The following is an 18,162-nucleotide window of genomic DNA, read 5'->3' as shown; positions in this document are numbered from 1 at the left end:
CCCCTGCGACCCGCTGATCTGACACGGCGCAAGCAGGCGGGCCTGCCGATCACCGTGCTCACCGCCTGGGACGCCCTCTCCGCCGCCGTGGTGGCCGGCGCCGGGGTGGATGCGGTACTTGTGGGCGACTCCCTGGCGATGGTGGTGCTCGGCCACGCCACCACCCTGCCGGTGACCCTGGAGGAGATGCTCCACCACTGCCGCGCCGCCGGCCGGGGCCTGGCGGCGGCGGCCCCGCAGGACCCGCCCCTGCTGATCTGCGACCTGCCCTTCCTCAGCTACCAGTGCGGCGCCGATGCGGCCGTGGCGGCGGCGGGCCGGGTGCTGAAGGAGACCCCCGCCGTGGCGGTCAAGCTGGAGGGCGCCGAACCCGAGACCCTGACCGTGATCGACCGGATGGTGCGCAGCGGGATTCCGGTGATGGGCCACCTGGGGCTGACCCCCCAGTCGGTGCATCAGCTGGGCTACCGGCGCCAGGCCGGCGATCCGATCAGCCAGGAGCGGCTGCGGCGGAAGGCCGGCGCCCTGCAGGAGGCGGGCTGCTTCGCCCTGGTGCTCGAGCATGTGCCGGCGGAGCTGGCCGCGGAGCTGAGCGCCGCCCTGGTGATTCCGGTGATCGGCATCGGCGCCGGTGACGGCTGCGACGGCCAGGTGAGGGTGACGGCCGACCTGCTGGGGCTCACGACCCGCCAGCCCCCCTTCAGCCCGCCCCTGATGCAGGGCCGGGCGCTGGCGGTGGAGGTTCTGGGCCGCTGGGTCAGGGAGCAGGGGCCGGGTGCGCCTGGGGCGAAGGCCGTTCCAGTTCCTGCCACCAGGCCAGCATCTCCCGCAGCACCCCATTGCTGAGGGCCAGCCCCTCCGGGTCCGCCAGGCGCCAGCGGGGCCCCTCGACGCGCAGCAGGCCGCGCCGCTCGTAGTCCCCGAGCCGCCGCCGCAGCCCGTCGAGGAGCGCGGGGGCCAGGCGCTCCTGGCGGGCGAGGCGCTCCAGATTCACCCCCTCCCGGCAGCGCAGGCCCACCATCAGGCGCTCGTCGAAGGGCATGCCCTCCCCTTCCGCCCCATCGGGCCCCTCCGCCACGCCCTCGGCCTCGCCATCCAGCGCCACGGTTGCCGCCAGCATCTCCGCGTAGCCGGCACGGGTGCGGGGGTGGGCCCGCCGGCGTCCGCGGGGGGCGCCGGTGGCTCCCATGCCGAACCCCCACCAGCCGGCACCGCTCCAGTAGACGCGGTTGTGGCGCGACGCGTGGCCGGGCAGGGCGTAGTTGGACACCTCGTAGTGGCCGTAGCCGGCGTCGGTGAGCCGGCTCCAGGTCAGGTCCATCAGGTCGGCGGCCAGATCCTCCGGCGGCAGGGCGAGCTCCCCCAGGGCCAGGCGCCGCTCGAAGACGGTGCCGGGCTCGATGCTGAGGTCGTACACCGACAGGTGGGGGGGCTCCAGGGCGATGGCCTCGGCCAGCTGGCCGTCCCAGTGGGCCAGGCCCTGGCGGGGTAGCCCCTGGATCAGATCCAGGCTCCAGCTGGCCAGCTCCCCACGGCGCCGGGCCCGGCGCAGCCAGGCGGCCGCCTCCCGCAGGTCCTCCCCCCGGTGGCGCCGGCCCAGCTCCGCCAGCACCCGATCGTCGAAGCTCTGGCCCCCCAGACTGACCCGGTTGATGCCCGCGGCCAGGTAGTCCGCCAGGCGGGCCTCATCGATGCTGGCCGGATCCAGCTCCAGGCTCAGCTCCGCCCCCGGGGCCAGTCCGTAGCGACGCTCGAGGGCCTCCAGGATGCCGGCCACCTGGGCGCCGGTCAGCATCGAGGGGGTGCCGCCGCCGAGGTAGACGGTCGCCAGGGGCGGGCCGGCCGGGGAGCTGGCGATCTCCCGGTGCAGCAGCAGGAGGTAGGCGGCGATGGAGCCGGAGGAGGCCCCATCGGCCCGATCCCCCAGGGGCACCACCGGGAAATCGCAGTAGAAGCAGCGCCGGTGGCAGAAGGGAATGTGGACGTAGGCGGATCGGGGATCCATCACGGGCGGTAATCCCTGGGACCCAAACGGCGGAAGATCGGCCAAGCTGCTTTCAAGACCTGCCGGGCGGCCGAGGCGTCGGGACTTCGAAGCATGGTGGACACCCTCATCTTGCTGCTGTTCCTGATCTCAGGGGCAGCCACCGGCTGGCTCGGGGTTGACCTGCTGCCGGAACAGCTGCTGCTGCAGGTGACCAACCAGGAGGGTCTGCGCACCGTGATGGGGGGCTTTGGCGCCTTCTTCGGGCTGATCGCCGGCATCTTCTTCCAGCAGCTGCGGCGGCGCCTGATGGCCCAGGTGCGCAGCATGCCCACCGACCTGCTGATCAGCCGGGCGGTGGGCCTGATCCTGGGCCTGCTGGTGGCGAACCTGCTGCTGGCGCCGATCCTGCTGCTGCCCCTGCCCTGGGAAGTGGTGCTGGTGAAGCCGCTGGCGGCGGTGCTCAGCAACGTCTTCTTCGGGGTGCTGGGCTACAACCTGGCGGAGGTGCACGGACGCACCCTGCTGCGCCTGTTCAACCCGGCCAGCACCGAGGCCCTGCTGGTGGCCGATGGCGTGCTGCTGCCCGCGACCGCCAAGATCCTCGACACCAGCGTGATCATCGACGGACGCATCCGCGGTCTGCTGGCCTCCGGGCTGCTGGAGGGCCAGGTGATCGTCGCCCAGGCCGTGATCGACGAACTCCAGGCCCTGGCCGACTCCTCCAACGGCGAGAAGCGCGCCAAGGGACGGCGGGGCCTGAAGCTGCTCACCGAACTGCGGGAGAACTACGGCCGCCGGCTGGTGGTCAACAGCACCCGCTACAACGGCAACGGCGCCGACGAAAAACTGCTCAAGCTCACCGCCGACACCGGTGGCACCCTGCTCACCGCCGACTTCAACCTGGCCCAGGTGGCCCAGGTGCAGGAGCTGAAGGTGCTGAACCTCAGCGAACTGGTCATCGCCCTGCGGCCCGAGGTGCAACCGGGGGATGGCCTGCAGCTCAAGATCGTGCGCGAAGGCAAGGAGGCCGACCAGGGCGTCGGCTACCTGGAGGACGGCACCATGGTGGTGGTCGAGGATGCCCGGCGCCGCATCGGCGAGCGGCTGCCCGTCACCGTCACCGGCGCCCTCCAGACGCCCACCGGCCGCATGGTCTTCGCCCGCTGCGACCGCAGCGGTGAGCGGCCCGGCGAGCGGGGCAACGGCCGGGGCCTCGACAAGCAGGGCGGAAAACCCGTCGCCCTGCAGGAGCACCAGCCTCCTGGCCCCGGCTAGGCTCCTGCCTCACGACTGCTTGTGAGCGCGGATGACGGTGTCGGCCCCCTATTACGGCGATTCCGCGGTGATGCGCACACCGCCGCCGGATCTGCCGTCCCTGCTGCTCAAGGAGCGGATCGTCTATCTGGGGCTGCCCCTCTTCTCCGACGACGACGCCAAGCGTCAGATGGGCATCGACGTCACCGAGCTGATCATCGCCCAGCTGCTCTACCTGGAGTTCGACAACCCGGAGAAGCCGATCTTCTTCTACATCAACTCCACCGGCACCAGCTGGTACTCGGGCGACGCGATCGGCTTCGAGACCGAAGCCTTCGCCATCTGCGACACCCTCCGCTACGTCAAGCCGCCGGTGCACACCATCTGTATCGGCCAGGCCATGGGCACCGCCGCCATGATCCTCTCGGCCGGCACCAAGGGCCAGCGGGCCGCCCTGCCCCACGCCTCGATCGTGCTGCACCAGCCCCGCTCCGGCGCCCGAGGCCAGGCCAGCGACATCCAGATCCGGGCGAAGGAAGTGCTGCACAACAAGCACAGCATGCTGGAGATCCTCTCCGAGAACACCGGCAAGAGCGTCGAGGACCTGTCCCGCGACTCCGACCGGATGACCTACCTCACGGCGGAAGAGGCCATGGCCTACGGCCTGATCGACCGGGTGCTCACCAGCCGCAAAGACCTGCCGACGGCCGCCCCGGTGGCGTGACGCACCAGCTGGGCTGATCCCCCCGGATGGCCCTCACCGACCCTCGCCAACACCCGGCCCCAGGCCGTCCCTGTCCACCTCCTCCTCTCTCCGGCTCCGAACGGGAGCCTTCCAGCCATGCCCATCGGCACCCCCAGCGTTCCCTACCGCCTCCCCGGCAGCCAGTACGAGCGCTGGGTCGACATCTACACCCGCCTCGGGGTGGAGCGCATCCTGTTCCTGGGCCAGGAGGTCACCGACGGGATCGCCAACAGCCTGGTGGCCCAGATGCTGTACCTCGACTCCGATGACAGCTCCAAGCCGATCTACCTGTACATCAACTCGCCGGGCGGGTCGGTGACCGCCGGCCTGGCGATCTACGACACCATGCAGTACGTCAAATCCGACGTGGTGACGATCTGCGTCGGACTGGCGGCCTCCATGGGCGCCTTCCTGCTGGCGGCCGGCACCAAGGGCAAGCGGCTGGCCCTGCCCCACAGCCGGATCATGATCCACCAGCCCCTGGGCGGCACCAGCCAGCGCCAGGCCAGCGACATCGAGATCGAGGCCCGGGAGATCCTGCGCATCAAGGACATGCTCAACCAGTCCCTCGCCGGGATGTGCGGCCAGTCCCTGGAGAAGGTCACCAAGGACACCGACCGCGACTACTTCCTCAGCGCCGCCGAAGCCAAGGAGTACGGCCTGATCGACCGGGTGATCGCCCACCCCTCGGAGGCCTCCGGCGGCTGAGGCCGGTGCGGACGCACACCTAAAGTCTGCGTTTGCCCTGCCCGCCGCCCGGAATGGCCCAGCTCTTCTACGACTCCGACGCCGACCTCAGCCTGCTGAACGGCAAGACGGTGGCCATCATCGGCTACGGCTCCCAGGGCCATGCCCACGCCCTGAACCTCAAGGACAGCGGTGTCAACGTGGTGGTGGGCCTGTACGACGGCAGCCGCTCGGCCGCCAAGGCCCGCGCCGACGGCCTCGAGGTGCTGAGCGTGGCCGACGCCTGCGCCAAGGCCGACTGGATCATGGTGCTGCTGCCGGATGAGGCCCAGAAGGCCGTCTACGCCACCGAGATCGCGCCCCACCTCAGCGCCGGCAAGGTGCTGAGCTTCGCCCACGGCTTCAACATCCGCTTCGGGCTGATCCAGCCCCCCGCCGATGTGGACGTGGTGATGATCGCGCCCAAGGGCCCCGGCCACACCGTGCGCTGGGAGTATCAGAACGGCCAGGGCGTGCCCGCCCTGTTCGCCATCCAGCAGGACGCCTCCGGCCATGCCCGCGAGCTGGCCATGGCCTACGCCAAGGGCATCGGCGGCACCCGCGCCGGCATCCTCGAAACCAACTTCAAGGAGGAGACCGAAACCGACCTCTTCGGAGAGCAGGCCGTCCTCTGCGGCGGTCTGAGTGAACTGGTGAAGGCCGGTTTCGAGACCCTGGTGGAAGCGGGCTACCAGCCCGAGCTGGCCTACTTCGAGTGCCTGCACGAGGTGAAGCTGATCGTCGACCTGATGGTCAAGGGCGGCCTCACCGCCATGCGCGACTCGATCTCCAACACCGCCGAGTACGGCGACTACGTCAGCGGGCCCCGGCTGATCACCGCCGACACCAAGGCGGAGATGCGGCGCATCCTGGCCGACATCCAGGACGGCACCTTCGCCCGCAACTTCGTGGCCGAGTGCGAGGCGGGCAAGCCCGAGATGGCCAAGGCCCGCGAGCGCGATGCCGCCCATCCCATCGAGCAGGTGGGCAAGGGTCTGCGCTCCATGTTCAGCTGGCTCAAGGCCGCCTGATCCCCAGCCCATGCAGCGGCGCCTGCTGACGATCGCCTGGAGCAGCAGCCAGGCCAGCGGCACCCTCGCCATCGGCGCCACCGCCTGGCTGCTCAGCGGCCTCACCCCGTCCCCGCTGGTCAACGGGGTGCTGCCGGCCCTGGCCACCCTGCCCCTGCTGCTGCCCCTGCCCCAGCGGATCCGGCTCGGCTCCCTGCTCCAGGTGCTCAGCCTGCTGCTGCTGCTGGCGGTGGCGGCAGGCCTGCTGGGCCGCTCCGTGATCGCCCCCCTGCTGGGCATCGCCCTGCTGGCGGTGGGTCTGCGTCTGGCCCAGGACCCGCTGCAGCGCCAGCTCCATGGCCGCTGGGGGGTGCCGATCGGCGAGCTGCGGGCCGGCGCCGAAGCGGGCCGCCTGGCGGGCAACCTGCTCACGGCCCTGCTGTTCCCCATCGGCAAGGCCCTGCTCCAGTTCGGCAGCGCCCTGGTGCTGCTGCTGCCCCTGGCGCCGCTGGTCGGGGCCCTGCGGGCCGGCGGCCACCGGGAGGAGCACCGCGAGAGTGATGCGGCAGCAGCGTTGACGGCGGCGACCGCAGCAGCGACCACCGCAGCAGAGGAGCCGGCCCCCTGGCGCCTGGAACCGGGCGGGGTGCTGCAGGGACTGCTGCTCGGCGGCCTGTTCGCCCTGCTGCCCCTGTGGGTGCGCGAGCAGGCGGCGGGCAGCTGCTTCGATTTCGGCCTGCTGCTGACGGCCTACGGCCTGGGCCGGACCGGCGCCGAAGCCTGGGGCCTGCGGCTGCCACCGCGCCTGCCCTACCTGCTGATGGCCGCCGTGCTGGTGGCGACCCAGTTCGTGGGCGGCTGGGGGTCCGTGCTGCTGTTCGTGCCCTTCGGCCTGCTGGCCGCCGTGGCGGATGCGCGCCTGGCCCACGGCGTCGATCCGGCCGGCGACCTGCAGCAGAACTGGAGCCTCCTGGAGCGCTCCTCGGCCCTGGGGGGCCTGGCCGGCAGTCTGGGGATGGGGCTGGTCGCCCAGTTGATCGGCCTGGGCGGCAGCCTGCCGATTCAGCTGGCGGCCTTCCTGGGGGCGGGTGTGCTGCTGCCCCTGCTTCAGCGTCGCCGGCATTGAACCCGGCCCTGCCGGCCCTGCTTGTGCTGCTCGCCTGCGGGCTCGACCGGCTGCTGGGGGACCCCCTCTGGTCGCCGCACCCCGTCCAGGCGATGGGCTGGGCCATCACCGGCCTGCGCCGGGCCGTGGAGGCCTGGGCCGGCGACGCCCCCCGGCGCTTGCGGCTGGGCGGGCTGCTGCTCACCCTGCTGGTGGTCGGCGCCAGCGGCCTGGCGGGCTGGGGCCTCGAGGCCCTTGCCCGGAGTTTCCCCCCGGTGGGGCTGCCCCTGCTGGTGCTGGGCCTGGCCAGCGCCCTGGCGGGCGGCAGCCTGGGGCGGGCCGTGCGGGCCGTGCTGGTGGCGCTGCCCGACCTGCCCCTGGCCCGGGCCCGCCTCGCCCGGATCGTGGGCCGCCAGGTGAGCCACCTGTCGGAAGCGGAGATCCTGCGGGCCGCCGCCGAGACCGCCGCCGAAAACGCCGTCGACGGGCTGTTCGCCCCGCTGTTCTGGATGCTGGCCGGGGCGGCCCTGCTGCAGCTGGGGCCGGCCCTGCCTTCCGTCCACCTGCCGGGCCCCCTCGCCCTGGCCTGGGGCTTCAAGGCCGCCAGCACCCTGGACTCGATGCTGGGCTACCGCCACGGGCGCCTGCGCTGGCTGGGCACCGCCGGTGCCCGCCTCGACGACCTGCTCACCTGGCTCCCCACCCGGCTGGTGGCCCTGAGCCTGCCCCTGGCGGCGGGCCGGCCCGGGCAGACGGTTCCCTGGCTGCGGGCGGCTCTGCGGGATGGGGCCCCCGACCCCTCCCCCAATGCCGGTGTCTCGGAGGCGGCCTTCGCCCACGCCGCCGGCGTGCGACTGGGGGGGGCCAACACCTACGCCGATGGGGTGCGCATCAAGCCCACCCTGGCCGCTGCGGGCCGCCCACCCGATCGGGCCGGAGTGGAGCGGATCCTGGCCCTGGGTGATCGGCTGGAACTGCTGTGGCTGCTGGTGGCCCTGCCGGCCCTGGCCCTGGTCGGTGCCGGATGGGCGCCCGGCTGAGACCAGGCGGAGGCCTCAGTAGGCGCCGCGGTCGCGGGGGTCGAGCATCACGCCGATCGTGCGCAGGATGATGCGCAGATCCATCAGCAGGGTGCGGCGGCGGGCGTAGCGGACATCCAGCCGGACCCGCTCGGGGTAGCTGAGGTTGTTGCGGCCGGACACCTGCCACAGGCCGGTCAGGCCGGGCCGCACCGCCAGCACCTCGTCCATGCGGTTGCCGTAGCGCTCCAGCTCGCTCTTCACGATCGGACGGGGGCCCACCACGCTCATCTCACCGCGGAGCACGTTGAGGAACTGGGGCAGTTCATCGAGGCTGGAGCGGCGCAGGAACTTGCCCAGGCGGGTGATGCGGGGGTCGTTCTTGAGCTTGAAATCGTTGCGGAACTCCTCATCCAGATCCGGGGATTCGGCGAGCAGCTTGGAAAGAAGCCGATCGGCATCCCGGCGCATGGTGCGGAACTTGATGCAACCGAAACTGCGGTAATCGCGGCCCACCCGCTGCTGCACGTAGAACACGGGACCGCGGGAGGTGACCTTCACCAGCAGGGCCAGGGTCAGCAGCACGGGCGACCCGAGGGTGAGCACGGTGAGCGAAAAAAGGATGTCACCGGCGCGCTTGACGACGCGGTCGCGCTTGGACTGAAAGGCGATCAGCTCTTCCGCGGTGAGCACCTGCGCCGGAGCCGTCACAAGCTGGTGAGAGGCGTAGGGGGTCCCGATGGAAGAGAGCATGGGGGACGGGTTCGTTAGATGAAGTTAAGGATCAGCCCGTACGGAACTCCATCCCGCAGGGCCACTCAGATCAGAGGCACAGGACGGCGGAGGCGGCGACGGTGCTGCTGCCAGAGCTGGTCGAGCAACGTTTCCATGCGGCGCCGGAAGACCGGGGGGGCAAAGCTCTCCGCCCGAAGCCGCTGCCCCTCCGCCGGCAGGGACCGCCACAGCCGGCCCGCCTCGAAGTGCTCCAGGGCCGCCGCAAGGCTGGCGGCGTTCTGCTCCGGGAACAGCAGACCGGTGGGGGCCGCTTCGCCGTCCCTGAGGCAGCGCACGCTGTCGAGCACCCCACCCTGTCCGAAGGCGATCACCGGGGCGCCGGCGGCCATCGCCTCCACCGGCGCGATGCCGAAATCCTCCAGGCCGGCGTACACGTAGGCTCGCGCCCGCTCCAGCCAGGCGGCGGTCTCCCGGTCCGGCAGGCGGCCGAGGAAACGGATGGCCGGGCCCGCCATCGCCTCCAGCCGCCGCCGCTCGGGACCGTCGCCCAGCACCACCAGGGGCAGACCGGTGCGGTTGAAGGCCTCAACCACCACATCCACACGCTTGTTGGGCACCAGCCGGCAGAGGCTGACGTAGACGTCGTCCCGGGGTTGATCCCAGCGGAAGCGCTCCACCGCCACGGGGGGCGGCAGCACGTGGGCGCGACGACGCCAGAAACAGCGGATACGGCGGGCGGTGAAACGGGAGTTGGCCACCAGGGCATCCACCCGGGCGCTGCTGACCACGTCCCACTGGCGCAGCTGGTGCAGCTGCAGCCGCACCACGGGGCCCAGTGGCCCGCGGGCCAGGGTGGAGCGGGCCAGATAGGTGTGCATCTGGTCCCAGGCGTAGCGGGCCGGGGTGTGCACGTAGCTGACGTGCAACTGGTCCGGACCGGTGATCACCCCCTTGGCCACCAGGTGGCTGCTGCTGATCACCAGGGGATGGCCGGAGAGGTCGAGCTGCTCGATCGCCAGGGGCAGCAGCGGCAGGTACTGCTGCACGTGGCTCACCCCCCAGGGGAGCCGCTGGATGAAGCTGGTGCGGACCCGGCGGCCGCTCAGCCAGCTGCCGGGCCGGGAACTCTCGCCGTCCACCAGGGCGAACAGGGCCGGGGGGGTTCCCCGGCCGGCCAGGAGCCGGTCGAGCTCCTCCACCACCTGCTCGGCGCCACCCACCGACCGGGGGGTGAACCACTCGTGCACCAGGGCGACTGGGCTGGGGAAGGCCTCCATGGCAGGCACCGTAGGCGCCAGTATCACGAAAACTCTCAGCCGATTGCCCTGGCCGGGGTCTCTGCCGAAGCTAAGGCGACGACTGGGATGGCGAGAGCCGGGACACGATGGCGATCCGCGAGCTTCTCGAAGACGCCCTGCAGGAGCCTTCCATCGGGACAACCCCCTGCTTCCGCTGGCATGCCACCTCCGTGGGAATCGCGGCGCTCTGGTGTGACGGCAAGCCACCGCCGGCGCCGCCCTTCGATGTGGCGCTCAAGGAGGGCCTGCAGGTGGGACTCGACCTCAGCCGGGAGGAGAGGGAGTTTCACCAGGTGAAATCCGGCCTGGTGCTGCTGTTCCATTCCTGACGCGCGCAGGCCAGGCCTGACGGCGCGGAGGCCAGGCCTGCAGAAACGGAGAGGGTGGGATTCGAACCCACGGAAGGTTGCCCTTCAAACGATTTCGAGTCGTTCGCTTTCGACCACTCAGCCACCTCTCCACACCCCTGGCGCCATGGCGTCGGGGATCGGCACACTTTACGGAGCGGTCAGCGCTCCGCTGGCCCCACTGGCCCGCCAGCCCCGCGGCAGGGGGGCGCCGGCCGGCACGGCACCACTGAGCCACACCTGCGGCGGCCCGCGCTCCAGCAGGGCCCGCTGCTCGGCAGGCCGGGGCCGGACCCCCAGCCACACCCCCTCGCCGCCGGCCGGACGGTCCAGCCGCCAGGTGGCGAGCGCCTGGCGGTCGGGCAGCAGCAGCCAGCGGTGGCGGCCCAGCTGCAGGCGCAGGGCGTGGCTGTCCATGGCCAGGGCCTCCACCGCCAGCCCCCGGCTCGCCAGCCGCTGGCCCGCGGCCAACGGGGCGGCCCCGCCGCCGTAGTCCAGCACCCGTCCGGCCTGGCGGCTCCAGCAGGCCGGATCGGCTCCGGCCACCGGATCCAGCAGCAGGGTCCAGTCGAAGCGGACCACCCCGAGGGCCTGGGCCAGCTGGCCGGCCTGGCGGCAGCTGAAGCCGTCGGCGCGGGTGCTGACCAGGGCGGCGCGGCCCTGGTGCCGGGCCAGCAGCAGGTCGCGGGGGGGACCACCCTCCCCCTGGTGGACCAGCAGCAGCTGGTCGCCGCCCAGCAGCACCAGATGGGCCGCCAGCACCCCGACGCCCAGGCCCGCCGCCAGGCCTCGAAGGCGCCGGCCCGTCCCCGGCAGCACCAGGGCCAGCAGGGCCACGCTGAACAGGAGCACCAGCAGGGGCAGGGGCCGGCCGCTCTGCCACTGGGCCATGGGCAGGCCGGCGACCCCGTGGGCAAGCTGCAGCAGCAGCTGGGCCAGCCAGCCCAGGGGCACCAGCAGCGGCCCCAGCAGGGGCGGCAGCAGCACGGCCACGGCCGCCAGGGCCATCGCCCCGAGGGTGAGCGGTGTGAGCAGGGGGCCGGCCAGCAGGTTGGCCGGCACGGCGTAGAGGGGCACCACGCCGAAGTGGAGCAGTTGCAGGGGCAGGGTCCAGAGGCTGGCCGCCACCGGCACCGCCAGGGCCGGGGCCAGCCAGCTCCGCCACCAGCCCGCCGCCCCGGGGGGGCCACCGGGCAGCCGCCGGGCCAGGGCCTGCTCCAGGGGCCGCGCCGTCAGCACCAGGCCGGCGGTGGCGGCGGCACTCAGCTGGAAGCCCACGTCGTGCAGCCAGGCCGGCCGCAGCAGCAGCATCCCCGCCAGGCTGAGGCCCAGGATCCCCAGGGGCCTGCCGCGGCGGCCGCTCTCCAGCAGCACCAGGGCGATGGCCCCCATCAGCACCGCACGCACCACCGAAGTAGGTGGCGGTGTGCCACTGCTCCAACGGCACCCCGCACCAGCGTCCGCCCCGCCATGCCCGCCCGACGCCCGTTTCGCATCCCTGCGCCGCCGCCGTCGCCGCTTTCCGTGGCGGCCCACCGCATCCGGCGCCACCCTGCCCCCACCACCACCACGCCATGAACCACCGCCTTCCCCCCGTCTTGCCGGTCGCCGCAGCTGCTGCCGTGGGCCTGGGCCTCTATGTCGCTGGCAGGGCTTTCAGGGCGGCGACCCCGCCGGCACAACCTCCCGCCTCGGCCCCTGCCCCCCCCACCCCCGCCCAGCTGGAGGCCAACGACAAAGCCCAGGCCGCCGCCCAGGTTGCCGCCCAGGCCCAGCGCCTGCAGGCGGCCCGCACCGCCTGTGAGAAAGACCGGGCCAGCCTGGGGGGCGGCGAGGCTGCGCTGATGCCCGCCTGCCGTCAGGCCGAAATCCTCGGTGCCGAGGCCGAGGGCCGCAGCCTCTCCGCCGTGAAGGTCGAATGGCACCAGCTGAAGGACCGTTGCGACGAGAACATGGCCCGCCGTGATGCCGGCTTCACCGGGCGCCTGGAGCCCTACTGCACCCAGGCCGAAACCCTGCGGGAGCAGACCACTGGCATCGAGGACTCCACCGCACCTGGCGCCACCCAGTTCTGAGGCCCACCCATGACCACCACCACCGACGCCCCGCCCCCAGGGCCACCCTGCCCCCGCTGCGGGAACCACGGCATCCCGATCGTGCGCGGCTTCCCAGGCCCCGAAACAGCGGCCCTGGCCCTCATCGAAAAGGTGAAGCTCGGTGGCTGTCTGGTGGGGCCAGGTCAGCCGGCCTGGTGGTGCGCCAGCTGCGACGAAGGCTTCTGGGAACCTCTTGCGAGCGGCGGAACCCAGGACTGAACGTTCAGCACCTGCACCCGCTGTGAGTGCGCATCACCACGATTTTCGATCTGTTCAGCCAAGGCCCCGGCGACCCTGAGCCCCGGGTGGTGGGTCGCACCGATCGCCTGGCCACCGCCGAAGCCTGGCAGCGGGCCGCCATCGCTGCAGAGCCAACCGGGCGCCACTGGTGGCGGCCCCGCGAGGAAGTGCTGCAGCCGTGACCAGAACCAGCGACGGCGCCTTCCTCGACCGCCTGGCCCGCAGCTACGGCGAGTTCAAGGCGGACAACTGGCGCACCTACGAACCGAAGCCGGCCGATGAGCGCAGGCTGTGGGCCATCGTCTACGGCGCCCAGTGGCCCGGCACCGCCCGGCTGCGAATGGAGCGGCTGCTGGCCCTGGCGCCGCTGGCGATCGAGCAGGCCAGCCGCCTGGCGGCCTTCTCCAGCAGCCGAACGACCCTGTGGACGATCTGCCGTTCTGCCGATGGCCTGGAGCGCCTGGCTGGCGGCCTGGACCCTGGCACCACCGGCCGCGGCTGGGAGGTGAGCGGCACGGACCGCATCCTGCGGGTGAAGCTCCCCGACGATGGCCACGCGGCGATCCATGCCCTGGCCGCCACCGATGGCATCAGCCCGTCGCAGCTGGTTGCGCTGCTGATCGAGGCCCACCTGCTCCACCACGGGCCGGGGGCGCCCCGCTGAGCCGGCCGGGACTCAGCCGGGCGGCACCTCCTCACCCTGGATCGCCAGCAGGGCCGCCGGTGGCAGCTGCGCCAGCACAGGGGCGATCAGCTTCACCGGCGCCACCGCCGCCTTGAGCGCCCGGTTGTAGTGCCGGTGGAAGCCGCCTTCCACTGGGTCCAGCACCACCCCCGCGCAGGCCGCCGCTGCTGCTCGCCGGGAGATCGCCAGCGCCGCCTGGGTGGCCGGGGGCTGCTGATCCAGCCAGTTCGGCCCCAGTTCCTCACGCCAGGCCTTGGGCGTCTTGCCGGTCACCTCATAGGCCAGCTGCCGCTGGAACCGCACGATTCCCGCCCGGTCCATCCCCGCTGCGGCCAGCACGTCCGTTAGCGGCCGCTGGGAACCACGTCGGGCAGCCAGCAGCGCAGGATCGGCAGCAGGGCGCCGACGCCGGCCGTTCACTGTCTCCAACCACAGCCGGTTGATCGCCAGCCGCAACTCCGGGGACAGCCAGGCGGCGATTTCGCAGGCGACCTCATGGTGAGCCCACGGGTCTTGCCCATCCCCTCGATCAAGGAGGCTATCTGCGGGGATTCCCGCAGCTAACCCGACCGCCTCCAGGTAGCCGGGCGTGGTCTTGAGACGCATCCAGTCGTTCAGCCGCTTCGGCTTCCCGCCGCGGGCGTCGGCTTCGGCGGCGAGGATTTCAGCCAGGTTCACGTAGCCGTCCGAGGCGCGGCACGTGATGACGATGCCACCCGGAACCAGCTGGATGCCGCCGTAGCCGGGGCGCTTGCGGAGCTTCCTGGTGCGCTCCGCCCTGGTGAGGGCTCCGCCCTTGAGCTTCGGCTTGCTGCGGGGCCGCTTGATCTGCCGAGGAATCGGCGCCCGGTCAGCAGCGGGAGTGCTTTCAACCGGAGGATTGCACCCATCCTGGGGGCAGGTGTACCATGAATTCATCGGAGCCAGAGCAAGTGGATTCGGTCAGGTGTTGGGGCGCGGGAACGCCGCCATCACCACAATACGGGCCTCGCCAGGGTTTCCCTCGGCGAGGTTTTCGTGCGTCGTGGCTTAGGCCGAGCAACGACAACTTCATCGACAAGAGCTTCACCGTCATGGGAAGCACCATCGCCATCATCTTCATCAGCAACTGCTACGGCTGATCCAGCCGGTGGCTTTCGCACGGGTCGGCGGTGGATGTACGTTTCAGGGGTGCACCCGGTTGCAGGCATGAAGCCTCCCGGTCGCATCCCACAGCCTTCCGACACCATGACCACCCGCCACCTGGCGACGGCTGCGGCCGTCTGCACCGTCGCCGCCCGCTTCCTGCTGAAGGCCCTGCTGTTCACCCTGGCCCTGGCGCTGCTGCTGGGCGGTATCGAGCCCACCACGGCCTCCGACCCTGCCCCGACTCAGGCGCCCCCACAGCCCGACTCACCCGCCCGGGTGGTGGTGCAGGCGCAGGCCGCCGCCCTGGCTCCCTGCAGCGTCGCTGCCCCGCCGCTGGCCACGCTCACCGTTCTGCAGCTGCGCACCCTGGCCCGCGCCCAGCTGGGGGCCTCCGCCCGCCCCGGCGGCCGCCGCATCGCCAGCGCCACCCGGGCGGCCCTTCTGCAGGCGCTGGCCGGCTGATCGGCCCCTGCGCCCGCCGCAGACTGGGAGCGCCGCTGCTGCCGATCCGTGAGCACCACCCAGAGCGCCTCCTACCCAGGAATCGGCCAGACGCTGCCGGCGCCCCACCGGATGCCAGGCACCAGAGCCACAGTCACCCCGCCAGTCTCGAGCGTGGCGATCGCGTGGCGTGATGAAGCCCCCGGCCGACCCGTGGTGCTGCTGCGCGAGGTGATGCCGGGCGGTGCCGAAGGCTTCCGCCGGACGCCCCTGCGCGCCGTGGCCCCAGCGCACCAGAGCGCCGTGGAACTTGCGATCGAGCGGGCCAGGGGCGCCCCGCAGCCGGCGCCGGGGCTCTCTGGCTGGTGGGCCTTGCCCTGACGGCTCAGCCCTCCAACTCCTCGGCCAGCGCAAGCACCACGGCCAGAACCTCGCCGTATCGATCAATCAGTCTGTCGCGGTCGGGCGAGCCGATTGGTGCGGCCCTGCCCTTCTCGCCCAGTTGGACCAGTTGCTTGCGGAGCTCCACCAAACGGGTACGGCGAGGATCAGATTCCGGCATCACTTCAGCGAAGCAGCTGGCAGGTTCACCGCCTGCTCTTCCGAGGGCTGCAGCGGCTCTGGTGCCACAGGAGAAGGGGATTCCTTGGCTAGAAGCAAGGCGTGCACAGCATCACTTCAGTTTTGCTTGCAATGCGGCCTTGATCCTTTCAGCGTGCTGGTAGATGTCGCCAACCCTCTCCAGGCCAACCATTTTCGGTTCAGCCCCATCAAAGATTTCTAGCTTCTTGGTTGAACCGTTGAAGTACATCCTGACTATTGATTTCCAGTTATTTCCATCAATCAGAACATTGCAGTAGGTCTTCGTATCCTTCTCGCACAAACGCATAGGATCAATCTCACTTGCGCAGATGGCGCGAATGACGTACAAGCCTTCGCGCTCCTCGTCGGTGAACACAACACCATCGGAAAGGTCCTCGGCAGGGGGCGGCTGCTGATCGGCAGGCTCCGCCGCCTTCTCAGCTTCTAAAGCCGAGCTAAGCCGCTCATTGATCCGGTCATTGATGTAAGCCTTGATCGCGTCGGCAACGATGGGCGCGAACTTCTCGACAAGCTGTCCAGATACTCGCTCAGCGGTATGCACTCGACGAGCCATCTCCCGAACGAGCCAATCGCTGGGCTCAGTCAATTCAGACTTAATCTCCTCCTTCACACCACGAAGATACTTGAGTCGTTCTGCGGTAGAAAGCAGCGTTTCCAAGTCAAACATCGTCTTGGAAAGTTGTTTTATCTGCTCCAGGGGGGCGGATCGTAGATCAAAAAGATCAATTTCCGCGAAGGGCCTCTCATCCATCAAGTTTGCATTGTCCAGGTCGGAGAAGAAGTAGAAGCGCCTACCGTTGGATAGGATTCCAATGCGAGCTTTTGTCGCTTGAAAGTAACGCGAGAGCTGGCCTTTCTCGGCGGATTTCAAATCGGAGTTGTATGGCTTGGCTTCAATTAAGATTTTTGGTTGGCCGTTTTCCAGTACGGCGTAGTCAACGCGTTCACCTTGCTTGATCCCTGGAAGATCGGCTGAGAATTCAGGCTTCACCTCATTCGGATTGAAGATGTCATACCCCAGCGCCTGGATGAATGGGGCGATGAGCGCCATTTTTGTGGCCTCCTCATTGGTCAAGCTAGAGCTCGCCTGCTCTGCTCGCGCCGCCAAAGTCTGCAGCTGATCGATCAGATCCATTGATTTTAAGAGTCGTAAATCGATCGTAGAGCCGCCTAGCAAGTCTAGGGGACCTTTTCTTGGTCTTGACTAGGGATAGTGGGTCTAAGGCCCTTTGATTTCTGGCGGCAGGCCGCAATGCTCCCGCTCCTGTCGATTCACCTTCCCCGCCGCTCGCGCTCCAGCTGGCGCCGCACCCGCTCCCGTTGCTAGCGGAACAGCCATGGCCGGCATTCGTGCCGTGCTGGCGACGTCCCTCAGCGGCAGCGCAAGCGGCTGGCGCCCAGCGGGCGGGCCGGCGGCGAGGCGGCCAGGGCTTCCGGTAGGCGGTCCAGCAGAAAGGCCCCAGCGCCGCATCGCCGGGGCCTCGCTGTGCCCTTCACCCGTGGCCCAGGCTACGGCTGCCGGCCGGTGCCGCTCACCAGGGCGCCGGGGGCCGCCAGGCGTCGGCGCTGGCCTCGCTCCGCAGCTGCCAGCCCTCCTGCCGGCACCGTTCCGCCTGCTGGTCGCTCAGCGCCGGGATGGTGGGCGGTGGTGGTGCCGGCAGCGGCCGCGGCCTGCTGGGCAGCCGATCGAGCAGCCGCTGCAGCCGGGCCGGGCTGATCGCTGGGTTCATGGCGTGAGCACCACCGGCAGCGGCCCCACCTGGTCGCCCGCTTCCACCCTGGGGTCGCGCCGCCGCCCCAGCTGCTGCAGCCCCAGCACCCGCTGGAGTTCACGTTCGGCACGGCGGTCGCCATCGGTGGGCACCGGTGCCAGCAGGGCGTCACGGGCCTGCAGCAACGACGCCCACAGCGCGCTGATCTCGGGGTCGGTGCCCTGCACCAGCGGCTCGCGTTCCAGCTGGCGCACGATCACCTGCAGGCTGGCGGCAGCCGCCTGGCGCTTCTCCCGCAGCACCATCACCAGGTCGGCGGTGCGGGACAGGTTCGCGGCGTAGGTGGCCATCAGCCCTCCAGGCCGAAGTGCTGGCGGGCGCGGGCCTGCTGCTCCGCCAGGTTGTGAGCGTTCTGCTCTTCGATCGCGGCGATGGTGGCGGCCTGGCGCGCCTCGGCGGCCTGCTGCTGCGCGGCCTGGTGGAGAGGCTGGGCGGCGAGCCGCAGCTGCTCGGCCACCACGGGGTCCACCTGTGCCAGGCGGATCTGGGCGCTCAGGTTGCCGCCCGGCAGAAACGGGTTCACGGTGCCCCCCGCGGTGAGCTCCTGCACCAGGGCGGCGCGCTGTTCCTCGGGGGAAGGCGGCGGGGGCAGTTCGGCGGGGAACGTCCCGTTGAGCAGCTGGGCCTCCAGGTCGGCCGGGAGGTCGGGCGTCAGCAGGACGGCGAACAGCTGGGGGTCCACATCCCGCAGGGCCATTTGCAGGTGCAGTGGCAGGGTCGCCGGGTCTTGCGGCAGGGCATGGCCCGGCAGGGCAGCAGCGAACCGCTGGAGGATCGCCCCGGTGCGTCGCAGGCCCGGCTGGGGCAGCGGTGGGCCGGCGGCGGCCACGGCAGCGGCGCTGCTGCTGGCCAGCGTTCCGTCGGCTTCTGCGGCATCCAGCGCAGCCAACAGTTCAGCGGAGGTGGGGGCCATCAGGGCGGGGCGGCGGTTCTTTTCTCATCATCCCCCGCAGCGCAAGGGTTTTGGGGCG

General features: G+C 70.8%; 24 protein-coding genes and 1 tRNA gene. 14 read left to right on the top strand and 11 right to left on the bottom strand.

Annotation, left to right across the window (positions count from 1 at the left end; translation table 11 throughout):
* Positions 1 to 3 precede the first annotated feature (3 nt).
* Positions 4 to 846 carry a 3-methyl-2-oxobutanoate hydroxymethyltransferase gene (panB, locus tag KUG38_RS02025; protein WP_216918903.1) on the top strand — a complete coding sequence of 281 codons (843 nt, stop codon included), beginning with the start codon at positions 4 to 6 and terminating at the stop codon, positions 844 to 846.
* Here the strand turns inward: panB and hemW are convergent.
* Positions 758 to 2,005, bottom strand: coding sequence for a radical SAM family heme chaperone HemW (gene hemW, locus KUG38_RS02020; RefSeq protein ID WP_216918815.1), 1,248 nt, complete (start codon positions 2,003 to 2,005; stop codon positions 758 to 760). The genes panB and hemW overlap by 89 nt on opposite strands.
* Positions 2,006 to 2,098: 93 nt before the next feature.
* Between hemW and KUG38_RS02015 the strand changes: the two genes are divergently transcribed.
* From KUG38_RS02015 to cbiB, 6 genes are all read left to right on the top strand, one after another.
* On the top strand, positions 2,099 to 3,262 hold the full coding sequence (locus KUG38_RS02015) for a PIN/TRAM domain-containing protein (RefSeq protein WP_216918814.1): 1,164 nt from the start codon (positions 2,099 to 2,101) through the stop codon (positions 3,260 to 3,262).
* A 31-nt stretch (positions 3,263 to 3,293) separates the two neighbouring features.
* Positions 3,294 to 3,965 (top strand): ATP-dependent Clp protease proteolytic subunit, encoded by a 672-nt coding sequence (locus KUG38_RS02010; protein ID WP_216918813.1) that lies wholly within the window; start codon positions 3,294 to 3,296, stop codon positions 3,963 to 3,965.
* Positions 3,966 to 4,082: 117 nt separating this feature from the next.
* Positions 4,083 to 4,694 (top strand): ATP-dependent Clp protease proteolytic subunit, encoded by a 612-nt coding sequence (locus KUG38_RS02005; RefSeq protein WP_094587343.1) that lies wholly within the window; start codon positions 4,083 to 4,085, stop codon positions 4,692 to 4,694.
* Between the two features lie 53 nt (positions 4,695 to 4,747).
* The gene (gene ilvC / locus KUG38_RS02000) at positions 4,748 to 5,743 is read left to right on the top strand and encodes a ketol-acid reductoisomerase (protein WP_094587344.1); all 996 of its coding nucleotides are present in this window, start codon (positions 4,748 to 4,750) and stop codon (positions 5,741 to 5,743) included.
* A gap of 10 nt (positions 5,744 to 5,753) precedes the next feature.
* Positions 5,754 to 6,848: a hypothetical protein gene (locus KUG38_RS01995; protein WP_216918812.1), complete on the top strand. Its 1,095-nt coding sequence runs from the start codon at positions 5,754 to 5,756 to the stop codon at positions 6,846 to 6,848.
* Positions 6,845 to 7,867, top strand: a complete 1,023-nt coding sequence (gene cbiB, locus KUG38_RS01990) for an adenosylcobinamide-phosphate synthase CbiB (RefSeq protein WP_286195534.1) — start codon at positions 6,845 to 6,847, stop codon at positions 7,865 to 7,867. Before KUG38_RS01995 ends, cbiB begins: the two co-directional genes overlap by 4 nt.
* A 15-nt stretch (positions 7,868 to 7,882) precedes the next feature.
* Here the strand turns inward: cbiB and KUG38_RS01985 are convergent, their stop codons facing one another.
* Both KUG38_RS01985 and KUG38_RS01980 read right to left on the bottom strand, forming a co-directional pair.
* A complete protein-coding gene (locus KUG38_RS01985) occupies positions 7,883 to 8,599 on the bottom strand; it encodes an undecaprenyl-phosphate galactose phosphotransferase family protein (protein WP_094587346.1) in 717 nt (238 codons plus the stop codon).
* A 65-nt stretch (positions 8,600 to 8,664) separates the two neighbouring features.
* Entirely contained in the window at positions 8,665 to 9,858 is a 1,194-nt protein-coding gene (locus tag KUG38_RS01980; RefSeq protein WP_216918811.1) for a glycosyltransferase, read from the bottom strand.
* A 107-nt stretch (positions 9,859 to 9,965) separates the two neighbouring features.
* Here KUG38_RS01980 and KUG38_RS01975 point away from each other — a divergent pair, with 107 nt between their 5' ends.
* Complete coding sequence (locus KUG38_RS01975) at positions 9,966 to 10,208, top strand: DUF8674 family protein (protein WP_015108989.1); 243 nt, start codon at positions 9,966 to 9,968, stop codon at positions 10,206 to 10,208.
* A gap of 46 nt (positions 10,209 to 10,254) precedes the next feature.
* On the opposite strand, the gene KUG38_RS01970 is transcribed toward KUG38_RS01975, so the two are convergent.
* Positions 10,255 to 10,339: transfer RNA gene (locus KUG38_RS01970), tRNA-Ser, on the bottom strand.
* A gap of 37 nt (positions 10,340 to 10,376) precedes the next feature.
* Positions 10,377 to 11,618, bottom strand: a complete 1,242-nt coding sequence (locus KUG38_RS01965) for a ComEC/Rec2 family competence protein (protein ID WP_502988675.1) — start codon at positions 11,616 to 11,618, stop codon at positions 10,377 to 10,379.
* Between the two features lie 182 nt (positions 11,619 to 11,800).
* Between KUG38_RS01965 and KUG38_RS01960 the strand changes: the two genes are divergently transcribed.
* The 4 genes from KUG38_RS01960 to KUG38_RS01945 are packed head-to-tail and all read left to right on the top strand — an operon-like array spanning position 11,801 to position 13,226.
* Positions 11,801 to 12,301: a hypothetical protein gene (locus tag KUG38_RS01960; protein ID WP_216918810.1), complete on the top strand. Its 501-nt coding sequence runs from the start codon at positions 11,801 to 11,803 to the stop codon at positions 12,299 to 12,301.
* A gap of 9 nt (positions 12,302 to 12,310) precedes the next feature.
* A complete protein-coding gene (locus tag KUG38_RS01955; protein WP_216918809.1) occupies positions 12,311 to 12,541 on the top strand; it encodes a hypothetical protein in 231 nt (76 codons plus the stop codon).
* Positions 12,542 to 12,567: 26 nt separating this feature from the next.
* Positions 12,568 to 12,744 carry a hypothetical protein gene (locus tag KUG38_RS01950; RefSeq protein ID WP_216918808.1) on the top strand — a complete coding sequence of 59 codons (177 nt, stop codon included), beginning with the start codon at positions 12,568 to 12,570 and terminating at the stop codon, positions 12,742 to 12,744.
* The gene (locus KUG38_RS01945) at positions 12,741 to 13,226 is read left to right on the top strand and encodes a hypothetical protein (protein ID WP_216918807.1); all 486 of its coding nucleotides are present in this window, start codon (positions 12,741 to 12,743) and stop codon (positions 13,224 to 13,226) included. The genes KUG38_RS01950 and KUG38_RS01945 overlap by 4 nt, the downstream gene beginning before the upstream one ends.
* Before the next feature lie 12 nt (positions 13,227 to 13,238).
* Here KUG38_RS01945 and KUG38_RS01940 read toward each other — a convergent pair whose 3' ends face one another.
* A complete protein-coding gene (locus KUG38_RS01940) occupies positions 13,239 to 14,165 on the bottom strand; it encodes a KilA-N domain-containing protein (RefSeq protein WP_286195533.1) in 927 nt (308 codons plus the stop codon).
* Between the two features lie 309 nt (positions 14,166 to 14,474).
* Here KUG38_RS01940 and KUG38_RS01935 point away from each other — a divergent pair, with 309 nt between their 5' ends.
* Together KUG38_RS01935 and KUG38_RS01930 are read left to right on the top strand one after the other, a co-directional pair.
* Entirely contained in the window at positions 14,475 to 14,837 is a 363-nt protein-coding gene (locus tag KUG38_RS01935) for a hypothetical protein (protein WP_216918805.1), read from the top strand.
* Positions 14,838 to 14,885: 48 nt separating this feature from the next.
* On the top strand, positions 14,886 to 15,197 hold the full coding sequence (locus KUG38_RS01930) for a hypothetical protein (protein ID WP_216918804.1): 312 nt from the start codon (positions 14,886 to 14,888) through the stop codon (positions 15,195 to 15,197).
* 4 nt (positions 15,198 to 15,201) lie between these two features.
* Here the strand turns inward: KUG38_RS01930 and KUG38_RS01925 are convergent, their stop codons facing one another.
* The 5 genes from KUG38_RS01925 to KUG38_RS01905 all read right to left on the bottom strand — a co-directional run bounded on the left by KUG38_RS01925 (position 15,202) and on the right by KUG38_RS01905 (position 18,104).
* Positions 15,202 to 15,378: a hypothetical protein gene (locus KUG38_RS01925; protein ID WP_216918803.1), complete on the bottom strand. Its 177-nt coding sequence runs from the start codon at positions 15,376 to 15,378 to the stop codon at positions 15,202 to 15,204.
* Positions 15,379 to 15,489: 111 nt separating this feature from the next.
* Complete coding sequence (locus KUG38_RS01920; RefSeq protein WP_216918802.1) at positions 15,490 to 16,554, bottom strand: type I restriction endonuclease; 1,065 nt, start codon at positions 16,552 to 16,554, stop codon at positions 15,490 to 15,492.
* Positions 16,555 to 16,951: 397 nt separating this feature from the next.
* A complete protein-coding gene (locus KUG38_RS01915; RefSeq protein ID WP_216918801.1) occupies positions 16,952 to 17,149 on the bottom strand; it encodes a hypothetical protein in 198 nt (65 codons plus the stop codon).
* Entirely contained in the window at positions 17,146 to 17,481 is a 336-nt protein-coding gene (locus KUG38_RS01910; protein WP_216918800.1) for a hypothetical protein, read from the bottom strand. The genes KUG38_RS01915 and KUG38_RS01910 overlap by 4 nt, the downstream gene beginning before the upstream one ends.
* On the bottom strand, positions 17,481 to 18,104 hold the full coding sequence (locus KUG38_RS01905) for a hypothetical protein (protein ID WP_216918799.1): 624 nt from the start codon (positions 18,102 to 18,104) through the stop codon (positions 17,481 to 17,483). Before KUG38_RS01905 ends, KUG38_RS01910 begins: the two co-directional genes overlap by 1 nt.
* Positions 18,105 to 18,162 lie beyond the last annotated feature (58 nt).

The sequence above is a fragment of the Synechococcus sp. CCAP 1479/9 genome, from assembly GCF_019038535.1.
GTDB lineage: Bacteria > Cyanobacteriota > Cyanobacteriia > PCC-6307 > Cyanobiaceae > Cyanobium.
The sequence above is the reverse complement of the archived record's forward strand: the minus strand, read 5'-3'. Positions and strand labels throughout refer to the sequence as shown.

Bases quoted from the DNA above. Each gene is read 5' to 3' on its own strand.
- hemW (WP_216918815.1), bottom strand. From the start codon at position 2,005: ATGGATCCCCGATCCGCCTACGTCCACATTCCCTTCTGCCACCGGCGC.
- KUG38_RS02015 (WP_216918814.1), top strand. From the start codon at position 2,099: ATGGTGGACACCCTCATCTTGCTGCTGTTCCTGATCTCAGGGGCAGCC.
- KUG38_RS02010 (WP_216918813.1), top strand. From the start codon at position 3,294: ATGACGGTGTCGGCCCCCTATTACGGCGATTCCGCGGTGATGCGCACA.
- KUG38_RS02005 (WP_094587343.1), top strand. From the start codon at position 4,083: ATGCCCATCGGCACCCCCAGCGTTCCCTACCGCCTCCCCGGCAGCCAG.
- ilvC (WP_094587344.1), top strand. From the start codon at position 4,748: ATGGCCCAGCTCTTCTACGACTCCGACGCCGACCTCAGCCTGCTGAAC.
- KUG38_RS01995 (WP_216918812.1), top strand. From the start codon at position 5,754: ATGCAGCGGCGCCTGCTGACGATCGCCTGGAGCAGCAGCCAGGCCAGC.
- KUG38_RS01985 (WP_094587346.1), bottom strand. From the start codon at position 8,599: ATGCTCTCTTCCATCGGGACCCCCTACGCCTCTCACCAGCTTGTGACG.
- KUG38_RS01980 (WP_216918811.1), bottom strand. From the start codon at position 9,858: ATGGAGGCCTTCCCCAGCCCAGTCGCCCTGGTGCACGAGTGGTTCACC.
- KUG38_RS01975 (WP_015108989.1), top strand. From the start codon at position 9,966: ATGGCGATCCGCGAGCTTCTCGAAGACGCCCTGCAGGAGCCTTCCATC.
- KUG38_RS01965 (WP_502988675.1), bottom strand. From the start codon at position 11,618: ATGGGGGCCATCGCCCTGGTGCTGCTGGAGAGCGGCCGCCGCGGCAGG.
- KUG38_RS01960 (WP_216918810.1), top strand. From the start codon at position 11,801: ATGAACCACCGCCTTCCCCCCGTCTTGCCGGTCGCCGCAGCTGCTGCC.
- KUG38_RS01955 (WP_216918809.1), top strand. From the start codon at position 12,311: ATGACCACCACCACCGACGCCCCGCCCCCAGGGCCACCCTGCCCCCGC.
- KUG38_RS01940 (WP_286195533.1), bottom strand. From the start codon at position 14,165: ATGAATTCATGGTACACCTGCCCCCAGGATGGGTGCAATCCTCCGGTT.
- KUG38_RS01935 (WP_216918805.1), top strand. From the start codon at position 14,475: ATGACCACCCGCCACCTGGCGACGGCTGCGGCCGTCTGCACCGTCGCC.
- KUG38_RS01925 (WP_216918803.1), bottom strand. From the start codon at position 15,378: ATGCCGGAATCTGATCCTCGCCGTACCCGTTTGGTGGAGCTCCGCAAG.
- KUG38_RS01920 (WP_216918802.1), bottom strand. From the start codon at position 16,554: ATGGATCTGATCGATCAGCTGCAGACTTTGGCGGCGCGAGCAGAGCAG.
- KUG38_RS01915 (WP_216918801.1), bottom strand. From the start codon at position 17,149: ATGAACCCAGCGATCAGCCCGGCCCGGCTGCAGCGGCTGCTCGATCGG.
- KUG38_RS01910 (WP_216918800.1), bottom strand. From the start codon at position 17,481: ATGGCCACCTACGCCGCGAACCTGTCCCGCACCGCCGACCTGGTGATG.
- KUG38_RS01905 (WP_216918799.1), bottom strand. From the start codon at position 18,104: ATGGCCCCCACCTCCGCTGAACTGTTGGCTGCGCTGGATGCCGCAGAA.